Below are 16,312 nucleotides of genomic sequence, written 5' to 3'. Positions count from 1 at the left end.
TGGGCGGCGGTGCCAATGCCGTGGCCGATGGGGCCACTGCCGTGGGCTTCAACGCCCTGGCCGCAGCCGGCAATGCAGCGGCCTTCGGCAGCAATGCCCAGGCCGTCGGCGAATACGCCGTGGCAGTCGGTGCCGAGAGTGCGGCAGCGGGCTATCTGAGTGCTGCCTTCGGTGCAGCTGCCGAGGCCAATGGTGATGGTTCGCTGGCCAGCGGTGCGATGGCCACCGCCGATGGCGTCGAGTCGAGTGCGGTGGGCTTCTTCGCCACCGCCAACGGTGATGGCGCCACGGCAGTAGGTGCCGAGGCAACGGCTGATGGTCTGGAAAGCCTGGCTGTCGGTTTTGGCGCGCAGGCTTCGGATGACTATGCAACGGCTGTTGGCAGCCAGGCGCTGGCGCTGGGCTTCAACAGCACGGCCGCTGGCAGCTGGAGCGAGGCCAGCGGCGAAAATGCCGTGGCGGTGGGTGCGGACAGCGTGGCTGCCGGTGCCAACACCACCGCGGTCGGCCAGGGCAGCATTGCCGATGGCGACTACAGCACTGCAGTCGGTGGTGTGGCGGGTGGTTTCAGCGCAGAGGCCACTGGCCTTGGCGCAGTGGCCCTGGGTGCGGGCGCGGGCGCGACGGCTGACCTGGCCACCGCCGTTGGCACCCTGTCCTGGGCCGAGGGTGAATCCTCTTCGGCACTTGGCTACAACGCTTACGCCGCCGGCCAAAACAGCGTGGCATTGGGTGCTGCTTCGGTGGCTGACCGCGACAACAGTGTCTCGGTGGGCAGTGCCGGTAATGAGCGCCAGATCACCAACGTGGCTGCTGGTACGCAAGGCACCGATGCGGTGAACCTGGACCAGCTCAATGCCGTGGCCGATGTGGCCGGCACCACCAACAAGTACTTCCAGGCCAGCGGCAGCGCCAACAGCGATGCCGGTGCCTATGTGGAAGGTGATGACGCGCTGGCAGCCGGTGAGGCGGCCAATGCGATCGGCAACGGCGCCTCGGCACTGGGTGGTGGTGCCAATGCGCTGGCCGATGCCGCCACCGCGGTGGGCTTCAACGCCCTGGCAGCGGCCGGCAATGCAGCCGCCTTCGGTGCCAATGCCCAGGCCATGGGTGAGTACAGCGTGGCGGTGGGTGCAGACAGCATCGCCGCTGGCGAAATGAGCGCGGCCTTCGGTGCCGCGGCGGCGGCCAACGGTGATGGTTCGTTGGCATCGGGCACACTGGCCGAAGCCAATGGCATGGAATCCAGTGCCATCGGTTTCTATGCAACGGCCGATGCCGATGGGGCGACGGCGGTGGGTGCCGAGAGCCTGGCCAGTGGCCTTGAGTCCACTGCCAACGGTTTTGCGGCCAATGCCCTGGGCGATGGCAGCAGCGCGCTGGGTGCAGAGACCTATGCCGGTGGCGTGACCGCCACGGCGGTGGGTTATGGCGCAGTGGCTGATGGCAACTACAGCACCGCCATCGGTGGCTGGGCCGAGGTTCTGGCCGCCAACGGCACTGCCGTGGGCAATTCGGCTATCGCCTTTGAAGCTGATGCCTCGGCCTTCGGTGCTGATGCATGGGCCATGGGCCAGGCCAGCACGGCGCTGGGCCAGGGAGCAACGGCTGCCGGGCTGGCATCCACCGCACTGGGCCAGGAGGCCGAAGCCGGTGGCGAGTTCGCCACGGCGGTGGGCAAGAGCGCACTGGCCAATGGTGCCGGAGCGGTAGCCGTGGGTGAATACAGTGATGCCGCCGGCAACGAGAGCGTGGCCATCGGCGGTACGGCCTATGGCTTCATCAATGCCGCAGCGACCGGCGAGGGTGCCATTGCCCTGGGTGCCGGTGCACTGGCAGAAGGCGATCGCAGCCAGGCACAGGGTTGGCTGGCCACGGCCAGTGGCGAGGGCAGTATTGCCCTGGGTGCCGAGGCCTGGGCCGAGAGTGACTACAGCACGGCCATTGGTGCCGGCAGCTACGCCGCTGCCGCCAACAGTGTGGCGTTGGGCAATGCCTCGGTAGCGGATCGTGCCAACAGCGTGGCGGTGGGTGCTGCCGGTGACGAGCGCCAGATCATCCACGTTGCGGCGGGTACCGCCGGCACCGACGCAGTGAATCTTGACCAGATGAACACGGCCATTGCCGATGTGAATCTCAACGCCTACAGCACCTCGCAGTACTTCAAGGCCGATGACAGCGGTACCGCCGTGGTGGCCATTGCTTCCGGCGCAGGTGCCGTGGCGATGGGCAATGGCGCCACTGCCAGCGGCGTGGATGCGGTGGCCATCGGTCGTGGTGCAGTGGCTGCCGCTGACGGTGTGGTGTCCTTCGGCAACGGCACGGGTATCGATGGTGCTGCCAGCCGCAAGCTGGTCAATGTGGCCGATGGTGCCATCGCCCAGGGCAGCACCGAGGCAGTGACCGGCAATCAGCTGCATGCCACCAACACCCGTGTTGGGGTGGTGGAAGGGCGCGTCGATGACCTGGATACCCGCATCGGTGACGTCGGCGCGGTGGCTGCCAATGCCATTGCCTATGACGATGCCAGCAAGTCGGCGGTGACCCTGGGCGGTGCCAGTGGCACGGTGATCGGCAACCTTTCGGCAGGCAGTGTGGCTGCCGGTTCGCTGCAGGCGATCAACGGTGGCCAGCTGTTCCAGTCGCTCACCGATATTGCGGGCCTGCTTGGTGGTGGTGCGGCCATCGGCCTGCAGGGCAGCTTTGTCGCCCCGAGCTATGTGATCCAGGGCCAGACCTTCAGCAATGTGGGCGCGGCACTGTCGGCACTGGATGGCCACATCAGCAACCTGGCAGCAGTGTCGACCCCGTCGTTGCCGGTGGGCAGCTCCTTCCCGTCGGGCACCGCCAACCACGCCACCGGTACCGCCGGTGGTGTGGACAGCTACGCCCACGGTGCCGGTGATACCGCTCTGGGTTACAACGCCCGTGTCGATGCCGACCAGAGTACGGCGGTGGGTGCCAACACCAGCATCGCGGCTGCTGCAACGCAGGCTGTTGCCGTGGGTGAGGGCAGCAGCGTCACTGCTGCCAACGGCACGGCCATTGGCCAGGGCAGCAGCGTCACGGCCGCCAATGCCACCGCCATCGGCCAGGGGGCTTCGGCCACGGCGGCCAACGCGGTGGCGCTGGGCCAGGGCTCGGTGGCTGACCGTGCCAACAGCGTGTCCATCGGTGCGGCCGGCAGCGAACGCCAGCTGACCAATGTGGCCGCCGGCACCGCTGCCACCGACGCGGTCAACAAGGGCCAGCTGGACAGCGGCATGGCCAGTGCGGTGAGCCAGGCCAATGCCTATACCGACAACCGCATCCAGTCGCTGGGTGACACCTTCCAGATGTACAAGGGCCAGATGGATGACCGCTTCCGCCGCATGGACCGTCGTCTGGACCGCCAGGGCGCCATGAACGCGGCCATGCTCAACATGGCCACCAGCGCCGCCGGCATCAGCACCACCAACCGTGTCGGTGTCGGCGTCGGCTTCCAGGCCGGTGAGGCCGCGCTGTCGCTGGGCTACCAGCGTGCGGTCAGCGAGCGCGCCACGGTCACCTTCGGTGGTGCTTTCAGTGGCGATGACAAGTCGGTCGGCATGGGTGCCGGTTTCGGCTGGTAAACCCGTCAGGCCTCCCGTGCGGCGCAGGCCGTACGGGAGGCAAGCAGTATCAGCTCGATGCAATGACCGGATGCAGGGAGGCAGGCAATCCGGCCTGTGGCAGGCAAGCGCCACGCATCACCATCTGCCTTTGGAGAGGAGCACGCAATGAGCAAGAAGATTTCCATCAACAAGAACCTGCTGGCCAGCGCCACCGCGATGGCCGTGCTGGCATCGCTGGGCATGGCCTCGGCCACCGCCGCACCGCTGTCGGTCAGCCGTGACGCATCCACTGTGGCCGCTGCTGCAAGCGCCGCACCGGCCCGCATCATCGTGCGCTACAAGGACAACACCGCCGCTGCAGCCACCAGCGCCGGCAAGTCGCGCGTGCTCAGCCAGGCGGCCGGCCGCACCAGCAGTGCCGCCCTGAAGGCGGCCAGCTTCCAGCATCGTCGCAAGCTGGCCGTGGGCGCGGACCTGTTCACTGTCGGCGGCCGTCCCAGCCGTGCCGAGCTGCAGACGCTGGTCAGCGCGCTGCGTGCCGATCCGGCGGTGGAATTTGCCGAAATCGACGAAATGATGCGTCCGGCGGCAGCCCCGAACGACCAGTACTTCGCCCAGTACCAGTGGCACCTGCAGGCCACCCCGGGTGGCATCAATGCCCCGGCCGCCTGGGAAACCAGCCAGGGTGAGGGCGTGATCGTGGCCGTGATCGACACCGGCATCCTGCCGGCGCACCCGGATTTTGAGGCCGGTGCGCTGCTGGAAGGCTATGACTTCATCACCGATACCTTCGTTTCCCGCCGCCCGACCGCCGAGCGCGTGCCGGGGGCACTGGACTACGGCGACTGGAATGACGATGCCAACGAGTGCACCGTGAGCGGCAGCTCCTGGCACGGCACCCATGTTTCCGGCACCGTGGCCGAAGCCACCAACAACAGCATCGGCATGGCCGGTGTCGCGCCGAAGGCGACCATCCTGCCGATCCGTGCCCTGGGCCGCTGCGGTGGCTACACCTCCGACATCGCCGATGCCATCATCTGGGCTTCCGGCGGCACCGTGGCCGGCATGCCGGCCAACCCGAACCCGGCACAGGTCATCAACATGAGCCTGGGTGGCGGCGGCGCTTGTTCCACCAGCGGCGCGACCCAGCTGGCGATCAATGGCGCGGTCTCGCGTGGCACCACCGTGGTGGTGGCTGCCGGCAACAGCAATGCCAATGCGGCCAATTACAGCCCGGCCAGCTGTGCCAACGTGGTCAATGTTGGTGCCAATCGCATCAACGGTGGCCGCGCCAGCTATTCCAACTACGGGGCCTCGGTGGACATCTCCGCTCCTGGTGGTGGTGGCGGTGTCGATGGCAACCCGAACGGCTATGTCTGGCAGGCAATGTCCCTCAGTGACACCGGCCCGACTGACGGGGCGCTGTCCTACGGTGGCATGGCCGGTACCTCGATGGCCGCACCGCACGTGGCCGGCGTGGTTGCCCTGGTCCAGTCGGCGCTGGTCGCCAATGACCAGGCACCGCTGACCCCGGCGGCGATGGAGCAGCTGCTCAAGGACACCGCGCGTGCGTTCCCGGTCAGCATTCCGACCAGCACCCCGATCGGTGCCGGTATCGTCGACCCGGTGGCTGCGCTGGCCGCAGCGCTGGGTGATGACACCGATCCGGGCCAGCCGGGTGAGCCGGGCGGCCCGCAGGCCACCCCGCTGACCAACAAGGTGGCCCTGGTGGGTCAGAGCGGTGGCGACAAGCTGTACAGCTTCATTGCCGAAGCCGGCAAGACCCTGACCATCATGACCTACGGTGGTACTGGTGATGTCTCGGTCCACGTCAAGGCCGGTGCCGAGCCGACTGCCGCTGCCAATGATGGCTTCTCCACCCGTGCCGGCAATACCGAAACCGTGCGTATCACCGCGCCGGTGGCCGGTACTTACTACATCAAGCTCAGCGGCACCTACAGCGGTGTCACCGTGACGGCGCGTCAGTAAGCCTTCCGGTTCGAGGTAGTGACAAGAGCGGGGGAGGGCATGGCCCTCCCCCGTTTCATTGGTGTGTGGGCAAGCGTTTTCATGGTTGGGCGGGGTAGTTGTGACCCGCTGCACAGCATGGCCGGACGGCCTGCCTGTGGATGTCTGACCGGGCGTGAATGAGCCATCAACACTGGTAGAGTCATGGCATGATCCGGGAGGCCCAACGTGAGTGCAGTGGCAGTGGATGAACCGGTAGTACCCGTCGCCGAACAACAGGTGATTGCTGCCCTGGTGGCTGCCTCGCGCCTGAAGGATGCTGACCTGGCCCGTGCGCGTCAGCTGCACGACGAACAGGGCGGCAGCCTGCTGGCCCTGCTGGTGCGCCTGGGGCTGGTGTCCGAGCGTGACCAGGCTGCCACCACGGCCAGCGTGCTCGGCCTGCCGCTGCTCGATGCACGTCAGGTGGCCGATGACAGCCCGGCGCTGCTGGCCGAACTGCCCGAGCTGCCGTTGCGTTTCCTCAAACAGTTCCATGCCTGCCCGTTGGCCGTTGAAAACGGCGTGGTGCAGCTGTGGCTGGCCGATGCGCATGATCCGTATCCGGCCCAGGCGGTTGGCCTGGCCTGTGGCCTGCCGGTATGCGTGCTGGTTGGCCTGCGCAGCGAGATCGATGAATTGATCGAGCGCCGCTACGGCCAGGGCCGCAGCGAGATGGGCCAGATTGCCGACGGTGCCGAAGGCAGCGAGGGCAACCTGGATGACATCGAGCATCTGCGTGACCTGGCCTCCGAAGCACCGGTGATCCGCCTGGTCAACCTGGTGATCCAGCGTGCGGTCGAGCTGCAGGCTTCGGACATCCATATCGAGCCGTTCGAAACCCGGCTCAAGGTGCGCTACCGCGTTGACGGTGTGCTGGTGGATGGCGAAAGCCCGCCGGCCAACCTCACCGCGGCGGTGATCAGCCGCATCAAGATCATGGCCAAGCTCAATATCGCCGAGCGCCGCCTGCCGCAGGATGGCCGCATCATGCTGCGGGTGCAGGGCAAGGAGCTGGACCTGCGCGTGAGCACGGTGCCCACCGCGCATGGAGAAAGCGTGGTGATGCGCCTGCTGGACCGGCAATCGGTGGTGTTTGATTACGGCCGGCTGGGCTTTGATGGCGAGTTTTTGCCGCAGTTCCAGCAGGTGCTGGCCCAGCCCCACGGCATCGTGCTGGTCACAGGCCCGACCGGTTCGGGCAAGACCACCACCCTGTACACCGCGCTGAGCCAGCTCAACACCACCGATGTAAAAATCATCACCGTCGAAGACCCGGTCGAATACCAGATCGAGGGCATCAACCAGATCCAGGCCAAGCCACAGATCGGTCTGGATTTTGCCAATGCCCTGCGCGCGATCGTGCGCCAGGACCCGGACATCATCATGATCGGCGAAATGCGTGACGTGGAAACCGCGCGTATCGCCATCCAGTCGGCCCTGACCGGCCACCTGGTGCTGTCCACCCTGCATACCAACAACGCGGCCGGCGGCATCACCCGCCTGCTGGACATGGGGGTGGAGGATTACCTGCTCACCTCCACCATCAACGGCATCCTGGCCCAGCGCCTGGTGCGCCGGCTGGATCCGGCCAGCGCCCAGCGCTACCCGGCCACGGCCGAGCAGATCGCGCGCTTCGACCTGCGCCGCCTGCAGCCGCAAGGCGAGATCTTCCTGTGGAAGGCGCAGCCATCGGCCGGCAATGCCACCGGTTACAGCGGGCGCACCACCATCGTCGAGTTTCTGGTGATGAATGACGCCCTGCGCGCGGCGATCATGCGCCGCGCCGGCATGGGTGAGCTGGAACAGGTGGCACGCGATGCCGGCATGCGCACCATGTTCGAGGATGGCCTGCTCAAGGCCCTGCGTGGCCAGACCACGATCGAGGAAGTGTTGCGCGTCACGGAGGAAGGCTGATGCCGCAGTTCCGTTTCATTGCCCTGGATGCGGCCGGCCAGCGCGTGGACGGGGTCATGGAAGCGGCCGACCAGGCCGAGGTGATTGCCCGCCTGCAGGCGCAGGGGCAGTTGCCGGTGGAGGCACGCCCGCTTGATGCGCTGGGCAGCGCCAGTGCCGGCTGGCGGCAATGGCTGGTCAAGCCGGCCTTCGGCGCCGATGCGCAGTTGCTGTTCACCCGTCAGCTGGCGACCCTGCTGGCTGCCGGCCAGCCGCTGGACAGGGCGTTGGGCATCCTGATCGAGCTGCCCGATGCGCCCAAGGCGCAGCAGGCCATCGGCCAGATCCGCGAAGTGGTGCGCGGTGGCGCGCCGTTGTCGGTGGCCATGGAGCGCCAGCACGGCATGTTCTCGCGGCTGTATCTGAACATGGTTCGCGCCGGTGAGGCCGGCGGCAACCTGGCCAGCACCCTGGAGCGTCTGGCCGATTATCTGGAGCGTGCGCAGCAGCTGCGCACCCGCGTCATCAACGCCCTGGTCTACCCGGTGATCCTGCTGCTGGTGGTGGGAGCGGCGCTGCTGTTCCTGCTCGGTTATGTGGTGCCGCAGTTTGCCCAGATGTATGACAGCCTGGATGTGCAGCTGCCCTGGTTCACCGCGGCAGTGCTGGCGCTGGGTGCGCTGGTGGCCGATTGGTGGATCGTGCTGATCGTGGTGCCGTGCCTGCTGCTGTTGTGGGGTGAGCGCAAGCGCCACGATGCCGCCTTCATGCGCCGCGTCGATGGCGCCCTGTTGCGTGTGCGCCTGCTCGGGCCACTGCTGGGCAAGCTGGATGTGGCGCGCCTGTCGCGCACCCTGGGCACCCTGCTCGGCAATGGTGTGCCGTTGCTGTCGGCCCTGGGCATCGCCGGCAACGTGCTCGGCAACCGGGTGCTGGCGGCTGATGTGGCGCAGGCCACCGGGCGCGTGCGCGACGGCCACAGCCTGTCCTCCTCGCTGGCCCGCAACGGCAACTTCCCGCGTCTGGCGGTGCAGATGGTCCAGGTGGGCGAGGAGTCCGGCGCCCTGGACGCCATGCTGCTGCGTGCGGCCGATACCTTCGAGGCAGAAACCGCGCGCGCCATTGACCGCCTGCTGGCGGCGATGGTGCCGGCCATCACCCTGGTCCTGGCCTCGATCGTCGGCCTGGTCATCGTCGCGGTGCTGGTGCCGCTGTACGACCTGACCGGTGCCATCGGATGAGCGGCCGGCCTGTTTTCGCAACACGTATCCCCAACGAAGAGTCCTGACCATGGCAAGCAAGCCGTACATGCGCTCCACCCCGAAACTGGGCACCCGCCAGGCCGGCATGAGCCTGCTGGAAATCATCATCGTGATCGTGCTGATCGGCGCGGTGCTGACCCTGGTCGGCAGCCGCGTGCTGGGCGGCGCCGACCGTGGCAAGGCCAACCTGGCCAAGTCGCAGATCGCCACCGTGGCCGGCAAGATCGAAAACTACCAGCTCGACACCGGCCGCCTGCCGGGCCGGCTGGAGGATCTGGTCAGTGCACCGTCGGGCAGTGCCGGCTGGCTCGGCCCGTATGCCAAGACGGCCGAACTCAATGACCCGTGGGGCAACCCCCTGCAGTACAGCAACCCGGGCCAGGGCCAGCCGTTTGACCTGGTCAGCCTGGGCAAGGATGGCCGCGAAGGCGGCAGCAGTTACGACGCCGACATCCGCTTTGAATGATGGCTGCTGCCCGTTGCCATCGGCCGCTGCCGCGTTCGGCGGCCGGCATGACCCTGCTGGAGATGCTGTTGGTGATTGCCCTGGTGGCGATCAGCGCGGCGCTGGCAGTGATGGCCATGGGCGGTGGTCGCGAGGGCCAGCAGCTGCGCTCGGCCGTGCGTGAGCTGTCGGCCCAGCTGCGTTACACCCGCACCCAGGCCATCGTCCACGGGCAGCCACAGCAGTTCCGCATCGATCCGGGCAATGGCCGCTGGGAAGCAGCCAACGGCCGCCATGGCCAGTTGCCCGAACGCTTGCGCGTGCGTTTCACCGGCGCAGCCCAGCTGCAACCGGCAGCCGGGATCGGGGTGATTGCGTTCTATCCCGATGGCGGCGCCAGCGGTGGCCGGATCGAGCTGCTCGGCGCGCGTGCCGGCTGGCAGCTGGACGTGGCCTGGATCACCGGCCAGGTCACTGGCCAGGGCATTGCCGGGGCCGGGCAATGACATCACGCCATGCCGGTTACAGCCTGCTCGAGGTGCTGGTGGCCTTTGCCCTGCTGGCCGGGGCCTTGACCGTGCTGCTGTCCGCGTTGTCCACCGCCTCGCGCCAGGTACGCATGGGCGAGGATGCCGGGCGTGCGCGTCTGCATGCGCAGAGCCTGCTGACCACCCTGGGCGTGGAGCAGCCGCTGCAGCCGGGCAGCCAGAGTGGGCAATGGGAGCAGGGCCGTTATCGCTGGCAGCTGCAGATCCAGCCTTGGGAGGGCAATGGCAGCGGCCCCGCACAGGGCAGTGACAGCCTGCTGCAGCTGCAGCTGCAGGTGCGCTGGGGCGAGCGTGCCGGCGAGCAGTTGCAGCTGCAGACCCTGCGCCTGGCCACCGCCGAGGCGCTGCAATGAGCAACAGGCGCCAACGCGGTTTCACCCTGCTCGAAGTGCTGGTGGCCACCGCCTTGCTCGCGCTGGGTCTGTCGCTGGCCTTTGCCAGCGTGCGCAGCGCGCAGGCGGTCAGCGCCCGTGGCGAGGCCCGGGCAGCGGCCAACGAACAGATGCGGGCGGTGCTGGATGTGCTGCGCGCGCGCCTGCAGGCGGCCCTGCCACTGGGGTTTGAGCACAACAACGAGGGGCAGCCGCCGGTGCGCTTTGACGGCACGCCGCAGCGTCTGCGTTTTGTCGCCGATGTGCCCGGGTATTTCGGCCGCGGCGGTCCCTATCTGCACGAGCTGGATGTGGTCGATGATCCGGACGGGGAGGGCATGCAGCTGCGCCTGCGTCTGGCCTTGGTCAGCGCCGGCGAGGTGGTGGAGGAAGCACCGCCGCGCCCGGCCGAGGTGATCGCCGGGCAATTGCGCAGCGTCAGCCTGCGTTATCGCGGCTGGGATGCGCTCAATGGCCGCCTCGGTGAGTGGCAGGAGCAGTGGGACTGGGCCGAGCAACAGCGCCCGCCGCAGTTTGTCAGCATCCTCGTGCAGCCCCTGCAGGGCGCGGCCTGGCCGGAGATGATCGTGGCCATCCCGCAGCAACGCCCGGGAGCCGGCGCATGAGCGGCCGTGGCCAGAGCGGGGCGGCACTGGTGCTGGTGCTGTGGCTGGTGGTGCTGCTGGCCAGCCTGATCGGTGCTTTTGCCTTGACCGCGCGGGTGGAACAACTGCAGGGCCATGTCGGGATGGAATCGCTGCGCGCCGGCCAGCTGGCCCAGGCCGGGCTGGAGTACGCGCTGTATCGGCAGTCACAACCGGCCCAGCCCGGGCAGCCGGCCTGGGTCAGCGATGGCCGTGCCTATCCCTGGCAGTTCGCCGGTGCCCAGCTGGAGCTGCGGGTGTTGTCTGAAAGTGCCAAGGTGGACATCAACCAGGCCGATGCCGGCCTGCTGGCCGCGCTGATGCAGCAGTTCGGTGCCGAGCAGGCCCAGGCCCAGCGTCTGGCCGCGGCCATGCTGGACTGGCGCGACAGCGATGACCTGCCGCAGCCGGGCGGCAGCGAGGCGGCCGACTATGCCGCTGCCGGCCTGCCTTACGGGCCCTCCAACGATGCCTTTGCCAGCATCGAGGAGCTGCGCCGGGTGCTGGCCATGCCGGCACCGTTGTTCGAGGCGATGCGCCCGTACCTGACAATCTGGAGCCAGCGCAGCCAGCCCGAGCCGATGCTGGCCGCCGACCCGGTGCTGCGTGCGATGGGCATTGATCCAGTGTTACAACAGGGCAAGCGGCAAATGGCGCTGGACAGTGGCAACGCCCTGGCCAGTGCCGGGGATACCTTCAGCATCCGCAGCCAGGTGCGCTTGGGGGACGAGCGCAGCCTGGTGCTGGATGCCGTGGTTCGACGCGGTCGTGCCGAAACGGCACAGAGCGCCTACACAGTGCTGTCGTGGCAGCAGACAACGGGGACACCATGAAGTCAGCGGCAAGCGTACCGGGGCGGGAGCTGCCGGGTCTGCGGGGATTCGCACGCTGGTGGGCCGATGGCCTGCTGGCCTGGCTGCCGGCGCGTTGGCGCGCCCGCCTGGTGCGTGCGCCACAACGTGTGTTGCTGCAGCAGCAGGGCGACCAGCTGCAGCTGTGGCTGGCCGCCGACGGGCCGGCACAGGCACTGGCCCGCCTGCCCTGGCCGCTGGCCGAGGGAGCCTTGGATACGGCCCTGCAAGGGCCGGCACGGCAACTGCCGCGCTACTGGTTGCTGCCGGCCAGCCAGGTGCTGCGCCGCCCGCTGCGCCTGCCGCTGGCCGCGCGCTCACGCCTGCAGGCGGTGGTGGGTTTCGAGATTGACCGGCAGACGCCGTTTGCGGCCGACCAGGTCAGCCATGACGTACATGTGCTGGGCCAGCACGATGACCATCTGCAGGTGGAACTGGTGGTGCTGCCATTGACCACCGTGGCGGCATTGCTGACCCAGTGCGGGTCGCTGGCCGGCAGCCTGGCCGGTATCGATGTCGATGCCGGCGGCCAGCGCACGCTGGGGGTGAACCTGTTGCCGGCCGCACAGCGCAACCGGCCCCGGCAGGGGCCGTACTGGCTGCATGTGGCCCTGCTGCTGGCCGGGCTGGTGTTGCTCGGCCTGGCTGGCGAGCGCATCCAGGACAACCGTTCCCAGGCACTGCAGGCCCTGCAGCAGCAGGTCCAGCAGCAGGCCGGGCAGGCCCGCGAGGTGGCCGTGCAGCGCCAGCAGTTGCAGAGCCTGGTCGATGGCGCCCGTTTCTTTGATGCCCAGCGCAGCAGCAAGCCGACCACGGTGGAATTGTGGGAGGAACTGTCGGCCCGCCTGCCTGATGGCACCGTGCTGGAAAAGCTGTCCATCGAGGGCGAACAATTGCAGTTGATCGGCATGAGTGACCAGGCCGCTGGCCTGGTGGCGGCACTGGAAGGCAGCACACTGTGGAGCCGGCCGGCCTTGAACGGGGTACTGCAGGCCGAACCGGGGCAGCGGCGTGACCGCTTCACCCTGACCGCAACCCTGGGCAATCCCGCTACGGGAGGCGCCGATGGACGCTGATCTGCGCCGTCAACGCTGGTTGGCCCTGGGCCTGTTGCTGCTGGTGCTCGGCGCGATCTACGCGCTGTTGCTGCATCCGTTGTGGGTGCAGCCCATGCGCGAGTTGGACAGCGAACTGGCGCAGAGCCAGCAGCGCCAGGCCCGGGTACAGGCCGAACTGGCCCAGGGCCCGGCCGTGGCTGCAGCCCTGGAGCGGGCCCGCCAGCAGTTGGGTGGCCGCCCCGGCTTTTTGCACCAGGGCAGTGCCGAACAGGCGTCTGCGGCACTGGTGCAGCAGCTGGAACAGGCGGTCAGCCAGGCCAGCCCGGGCAACCGCAGCTGCGTGATTTCCAGCCGTGCACCGCTCACTGGGCAGGCCGGCAATGCGGCCTTTGCACGGGTGGCAGTACAGGCGCGCCTGCGCTGTGGCACCCCGGAAATGCTCAGCGTGCTGCATGCGCTGGAATCGGGCAGCCCGCGCCTGTTTGTCGACAACCTGGTGATCCTGGCCCAGCGCTATCAGGCGCTGCCCGGTGAGACCGGCAGCGGCCTGGATGTGTCCTTCGAGCTGTCCGGTTATCTGGATCCGGCCCACGCCGCCGTGGCAGGAGGTGAGCATGCGCCGTGATCCGATGCCAGCCGGCCTGCTGGGCTGCGTGGTGTTCGCCGTGTGGGCGCTGACCCTGGCCGTTGCTGCCTGGCTGGGCCTGGGCAGCCGCCTGCCACCGGCCGAAGGCGGTGGCCCGCCGGCGCCGCTGCCACAGGTGCCGACCCTGGCGGACGAACGCCTGGCCGATCTGTCCCATTACCCGCAGGTGGTCAGCCGCCCGCTGTTCAACGAAGGCCGGCGGCCACAGCCGTACTACATCGGCGGCGACGGGCAGGAGCAGACCGCGGCGGTGCGCCTGAGTGGAGTGTTGATCACCCCGCAGCTGAGCATGGCCACCCTGTCCGGCGAGGGCGGGCTGTCGCTGCGCCTGCAGTTGGGCGGGCCGGCGGTGCAGGGCTGGCAGCTGCTGGAGCTTTCCGAACGCCAGGCCACCGTGCTGGGCCCGTCGGGCAGCCAGATCCTGCCGCTGGCCGTGTATGCCGGCACTGGCGCTGCAGCCGCGCCGGCCACCGCCAGCGCGCCGGCCGAGACCGCAACGGTTTCCCGGGGCAATACCGGGCCGTTGCCGGCGCCACCACCGCCCCAGCCCCAGCCCGGCGCCAGCCCCGTGCCTGCCACTGCCGCGCCTGCCGCTGCAGCGGCGGCCAATGAACCCAGTGCCGCGCAGATGCAGGCCATCCGTGCGCGCATCCAGGCGCGGCGTGAGCAGATGCGCCAGAACAACAACGGCCAGCAAACTGGCCAGAACCGATGAGCAATGTCATGCAATTGAAACTGCTTTCCGCGTCACTGGCCGTTTGCCTGGCCGCCTCCGGCTGCACCACCGTGCCGGCCCCGCACATTGCCCGTGCCGCGCAGCTGCCACCGGTGGTTACCGGCGCGGCCGCCCAGACCCAGGCGTTGACCACGCCGGAAGCCACGGCCGAGGTGGCGGGCAGCCGCGCGGTACTGCGCCGTGGCAGTGGCAGCATGATCAACGAGCATGCCGCCGCCCGTCCGTCGCCGTCGCTGGCCGGTGCTTCCACCGGCAGCGCCACCTTCAATTTCGAAGGCGAATCGGTGCATGCGGTGGTCAAGGCCATCCTCGGTGACATGCTCGGCCAGAACTATGTGATTGCGCCGGGGGTGAGCGGCACGGTCAGCCTGGCCACGCCGCGTCCGGTATCGCCGAGCCAGGCGTTGAACCTGCTGGAGATGGTGCTGGGCTGGAACAACGCCCGCCTGGTCTACAGCGGTGGCCGCTACAACGTGGTGCCGGCCGACCAGGCCCTGGCCGGCACGGTCGCGCCGAGCACCGCCTCGCCGGCGGCCGCGCGTGGCTTCGAAGTGCGGGTGGTGCCGCTGAAGTACATCTCGGCCACCGAAATGAAAAAGGTGCTCGAGCCGTATGCGCGGCCCAATGCCATCGTCAATGTCGATGACGGCCGCAACGTGATTTCCATCGGCGGTACCCGCGCCGAACTGGAAAACTACCTGCGCACGGTGGAAATCTTCGACGTGGACTGGCTGGCCGGGATGAGCGTGGGCGTGTTCCCGATCCAGACCGGCCGGGCCGACCGGGTCGCCAATGACCTGGAAAAGGTCTTCGGCGCCGACAGCGGTACCCCCAGTGCCGGCATGTTCCGTTTCCTGCCGCTGGAAAATGCCAATGCGGTGCTGGTGATCACCCCGCAGGCGCGTTATCTGGACCAGATCCAGCAATGGCTGGAGCGCATCGACAGCGCCGGCGGTGCGCCGCGCCTGTTTTCCTATGAGTTGAAGTACATCAAGGCCCGCGAGCTGGCCGAGCGCCTGTCTGAAGTGTTCGGCACCGGCAGTGGCAGCGGCCAGTCGCGCGGCGCTGACAATGCCTCGCTGGCCCCGGGCGCCGATGCCATGCAGATCGATGGCGGCCTCGGCGCCGGCGGTGGACGTGACGCCGGCAGCGGTGGCCTGGGCAACGAACAGGGCCTGGGCAGCAGCAGTGGCGGTATCGGCCAGGGCGGCACCGGCCAGGACATGGCCGGTGGCAGCATGAGCCTGCCCCAGCGCAGCAATGGCAATGGCGCGGTCAGCCTGGAAGTGGAGGGCGACCGGGTCGGGGTATCGGCGGTGGAGGAGACCAACACCTTGCTGGTGCGCACCACGCCGCAGGCCTGGGCTTCGATCCGCGAGGTCATCGACAAGCTCGACGTGATGCCGCTGCAGGTGCACATCGAGGCCCAGGTGGCGGAAGTGGCGCTGGAAGGCGACCTCAGCTACGGGGTCAACTGGTATTTCGAAAATGCGGTCAATGCGCCCACCAATGCCGGTGGCGCCGGCCTGCCCTCGGCACTGGGGCGGCGGATCTGGGGTGACCTGAGCGGGATTGCCGGTGGGGCCGGCCTGGGCTGGACCTTCCTGGGCAAGAATGCCGCCGCGGTGATCACCGCGCTGGACGAGGTCACCGATGTGCGCCTGCTGCAGACCCCGTCCATCTTCGTGCGCAACAACGCGGTGGCCAGCCTCAACGTGGGCAGCAAGATCCCGGTGTATTCGGTCTCGGTCTCGGGCATCAGTGACAACCAGTACAGCCAGGTGCAGTACCTCAACACCGGCACCATCCTCAACGTGCGCCCGCGGGTGACCCGTGACGGCATGGTGTTCCTGGACATCGTGCAGGAAGTCAGCTCGCCGGAAGGCCAGCCTGATGCCAACGGCAACGTGCGGGTCAACACCCGCCGGATGAAGACAGAAGCGGCGGTGAGCGCCGGTGACACGGTGATGCTGGCCGGCCTGATCGAGGACCGCACTACCGCCGGCAGCAGCGGGGTGCCGGGCCTGAGCCGGCTGCCGGTGATCGGTGGCCTGTTCGGTACCAAGAGCCAGAGCAGCCGACGCAGCGAGGTGATAGTGCTGTTGACCCCGACCATCGTGCGCAACCCGGAGGAGGCGCGCCGGCTGACCGACGAATACGGCAGCCGCTTCCGCGCGCTGGAGCCGATCGCGCCGCCGCGGCAATGAGTGGCAGGGCCGGTGATAATACCGGCCCTGTTGCATTGTCTTGCCCGC

13 protein-coding genes are annotated in these 16,312 nt (G+C 68.2%); all 13 read left to right on the top strand.

Features of this window, described 5'->3' with window-relative positions:
• On the top strand, window positions 1-3,611 hold a 3,611-nt coding region (locus tag ABB30_RS10985; protein WP_211263484.1), incomplete at its 5' end, for a YadA family autotransporter adhesin.
• Between the two features lie 555 nt (window positions 3,612-4,166).
• Window positions 4,167-5,582, top strand: coding sequence for a S8 family serine peptidase (locus ABB30_RS10980; RefSeq protein ID WP_425477406.1), 1,416 nt, complete (start codon window positions 4,167-4,169; stop codon window positions 5,580-5,582).
• 207 nt (window positions 5,583-5,789) lie between these two features.
• Complete coding sequence (gene gspE / locus ABB30_RS10975) at window positions 5,790-7,517, top strand: type II secretion system ATPase GspE (protein ID WP_057638353.1); 1,728 nt, start codon at window positions 5,790-5,792, stop codon at window positions 7,515-7,517.
• Window positions 7,517-8,737: a type II secretion system protein XpsF gene (xpsF, locus tag ABB30_RS10970; protein ID WP_057638352.1), complete on the top strand. Its 1,221-nt coding sequence runs from the start codon at window positions 7,517-7,519 to the stop codon at window positions 8,735-8,737. Before gspE ends, xpsF begins: the two co-directional genes overlap by 1 nt.
• 67 nt (window positions 8,738-8,804) lie before the next feature.
• The gene (gspG, locus tag ABB30_RS10965; protein ID WP_245626487.1) at window positions 8,805-9,224 is read left to right on the top strand and encodes a type II secretion system major pseudopilin GspG; all 420 of its coding nucleotides are present in this window, start codon (window positions 8,805-8,807) and stop codon (window positions 9,222-9,224) included.
• Window positions 9,224-9,709, top strand: a complete 486-nt coding sequence (xpsH, locus tag ABB30_RS10960; RefSeq protein WP_338062349.1) for a type II secretion system protein XpsH — start codon at window positions 9,224-9,226, stop codon at window positions 9,707-9,709. The genes gspG and xpsH overlap by 1 nt, the downstream gene beginning before the upstream one ends.
• Complete coding sequence (gene xpsI / locus ABB30_RS10955; RefSeq protein ID WP_057638349.1) at window positions 9,706-10,104, top strand: type II secretion system protein XpsI; 399 nt, start codon at window positions 9,706-9,708, stop codon at window positions 10,102-10,104. The genes xpsH and xpsI overlap by 4 nt, the downstream gene beginning before the upstream one ends.
• Window positions 10,101-10,748, top strand: coding sequence for a prepilin-type N-terminal cleavage/methylation domain-containing protein (locus ABB30_RS10950; RefSeq protein ID WP_057638348.1), 648 nt, complete (start codon window positions 10,101-10,103; stop codon window positions 10,746-10,748). Before xpsI ends, ABB30_RS10950 begins: the two co-directional genes overlap by 4 nt.
• Window positions 10,745-11,599 (top strand): type II secretion system minor pseudopilin, encoded by an 855-nt coding sequence (locus tag ABB30_RS10945; protein ID WP_057638347.1) that lies wholly within the window; start codon window positions 10,745-10,747, stop codon window positions 11,597-11,599. Before ABB30_RS10950 ends, ABB30_RS10945 begins: the two co-directional genes overlap by 4 nt.
• Window positions 11,596-12,693 (top strand): PilN domain-containing protein, encoded by a 1,098-nt coding sequence (locus ABB30_RS10940; RefSeq protein ID WP_057638346.1) that lies wholly within the window; start codon window positions 11,596-11,598, stop codon window positions 12,691-12,693. The genes ABB30_RS10945 and ABB30_RS10940 overlap by 4 nt, the downstream gene beginning before the upstream one ends.
• Complete coding sequence (gspM, locus tag ABB30_RS10935; RefSeq protein WP_057638345.1) at window positions 12,683-13,300, top strand: type II secretion system protein GspM; 618 nt, start codon at window positions 12,683-12,685, stop codon at window positions 13,298-13,300. The genes ABB30_RS10940 and gspM overlap by 11 nt, the downstream gene beginning before the upstream one ends.
• Window positions 13,290-14,036: a hypothetical protein gene (locus ABB30_RS10930; protein WP_057638344.1), complete on the top strand. Its 747-nt coding sequence runs from the start codon at window positions 13,290-13,292 to the stop codon at window positions 14,034-14,036. Before gspM ends, ABB30_RS10930 begins: the two co-directional genes overlap by 11 nt.
• Window positions 14,033-16,264 (top strand): type II secretion system secretin GspD, encoded by a 2,232-nt coding sequence (gspD, locus tag ABB30_RS10925; RefSeq protein ID WP_057638343.1) that lies wholly within the window; start codon window positions 14,033-14,035, stop codon window positions 16,262-16,264. Before ABB30_RS10930 ends, gspD begins: the two co-directional genes overlap by 4 nt.
• The last annotated feature ends 48 nt before the right edge of the window (window positions 16,265-16,312 follow it).

This window comes from Stenotrophomonas ginsengisoli (genome assembly GCF_001431485.1).
Classification (GTDB): domain Bacteria; phylum Pseudomonadota; class Gammaproteobacteria; order Xanthomonadales; family Xanthomonadaceae; genus Stenotrophomonas; species Stenotrophomonas ginsengisoli.
The sequence above is the reverse complement of the archived record's forward strand: the minus strand, read 5'-3'. Positions and strand labels throughout refer to the sequence as shown.

Excerpts from the sequence above, each read along its gene's own strand:
- ABB30_RS10980 (WP_425477406.1), top strand. The coding sequence starts at position 4,167 with ATGATGCGTCCGGCGGCAGCCCCGAACGACCAGTACTTCGCCCAGTAC.
- xpsF (WP_057638352.1), top strand. The coding sequence starts at position 7,517 with ATGCCGCAGTTCCGTTTCATTGCCCTGGATGCGGCCGGCCAGCGCGTG.
- gspG (WP_245626487.1), top strand. The coding sequence starts at position 8,805 with ATGCGCTCCACCCCGAAACTGGGCACCCGCCAGGCCGGCATGAGCCTG.
- xpsH (WP_338062349.1), top strand. The coding sequence starts at position 9,224 with ATGGCTGCTGCCCGTTGCCATCGGCCGCTGCCGCGTTCGGCGGCCGGC.
- xpsI (WP_057638349.1), top strand. The coding sequence starts at position 9,706 with ATGACATCACGCCATGCCGGTTACAGCCTGCTCGAGGTGCTGGTGGCC.
- ABB30_RS10950 (WP_057638348.1), top strand. The coding sequence starts at position 10,101 with ATGAGCAACAGGCGCCAACGCGGTTTCACCCTGCTCGAAGTGCTGGTG.
- ABB30_RS10945 (WP_057638347.1), top strand. The coding sequence starts at position 10,745 with ATGAGCGGCCGTGGCCAGAGCGGGGCGGCACTGGTGCTGGTGCTGTGG.
- ABB30_RS10940 (WP_057638346.1), top strand. The coding sequence starts at position 11,596 with ATGAAGTCAGCGGCAAGCGTACCGGGGCGGGAGCTGCCGGGTCTGCGG.
- gspM (WP_057638345.1), top strand. The coding sequence starts at position 12,683 with ATGGACGCTGATCTGCGCCGTCAACGCTGGTTGGCCCTGGGCCTGTTG.
- ABB30_RS10930 (WP_057638344.1), top strand. The coding sequence starts at position 13,290 with ATGCGCCGTGATCCGATGCCAGCCGGCCTGCTGGGCTGCGTGGTGTTC.
- gspD (WP_057638343.1), top strand. The coding sequence starts at position 14,033 with ATGAGCAATGTCATGCAATTGAAACTGCTTTCCGCGTCACTGGCCGTT.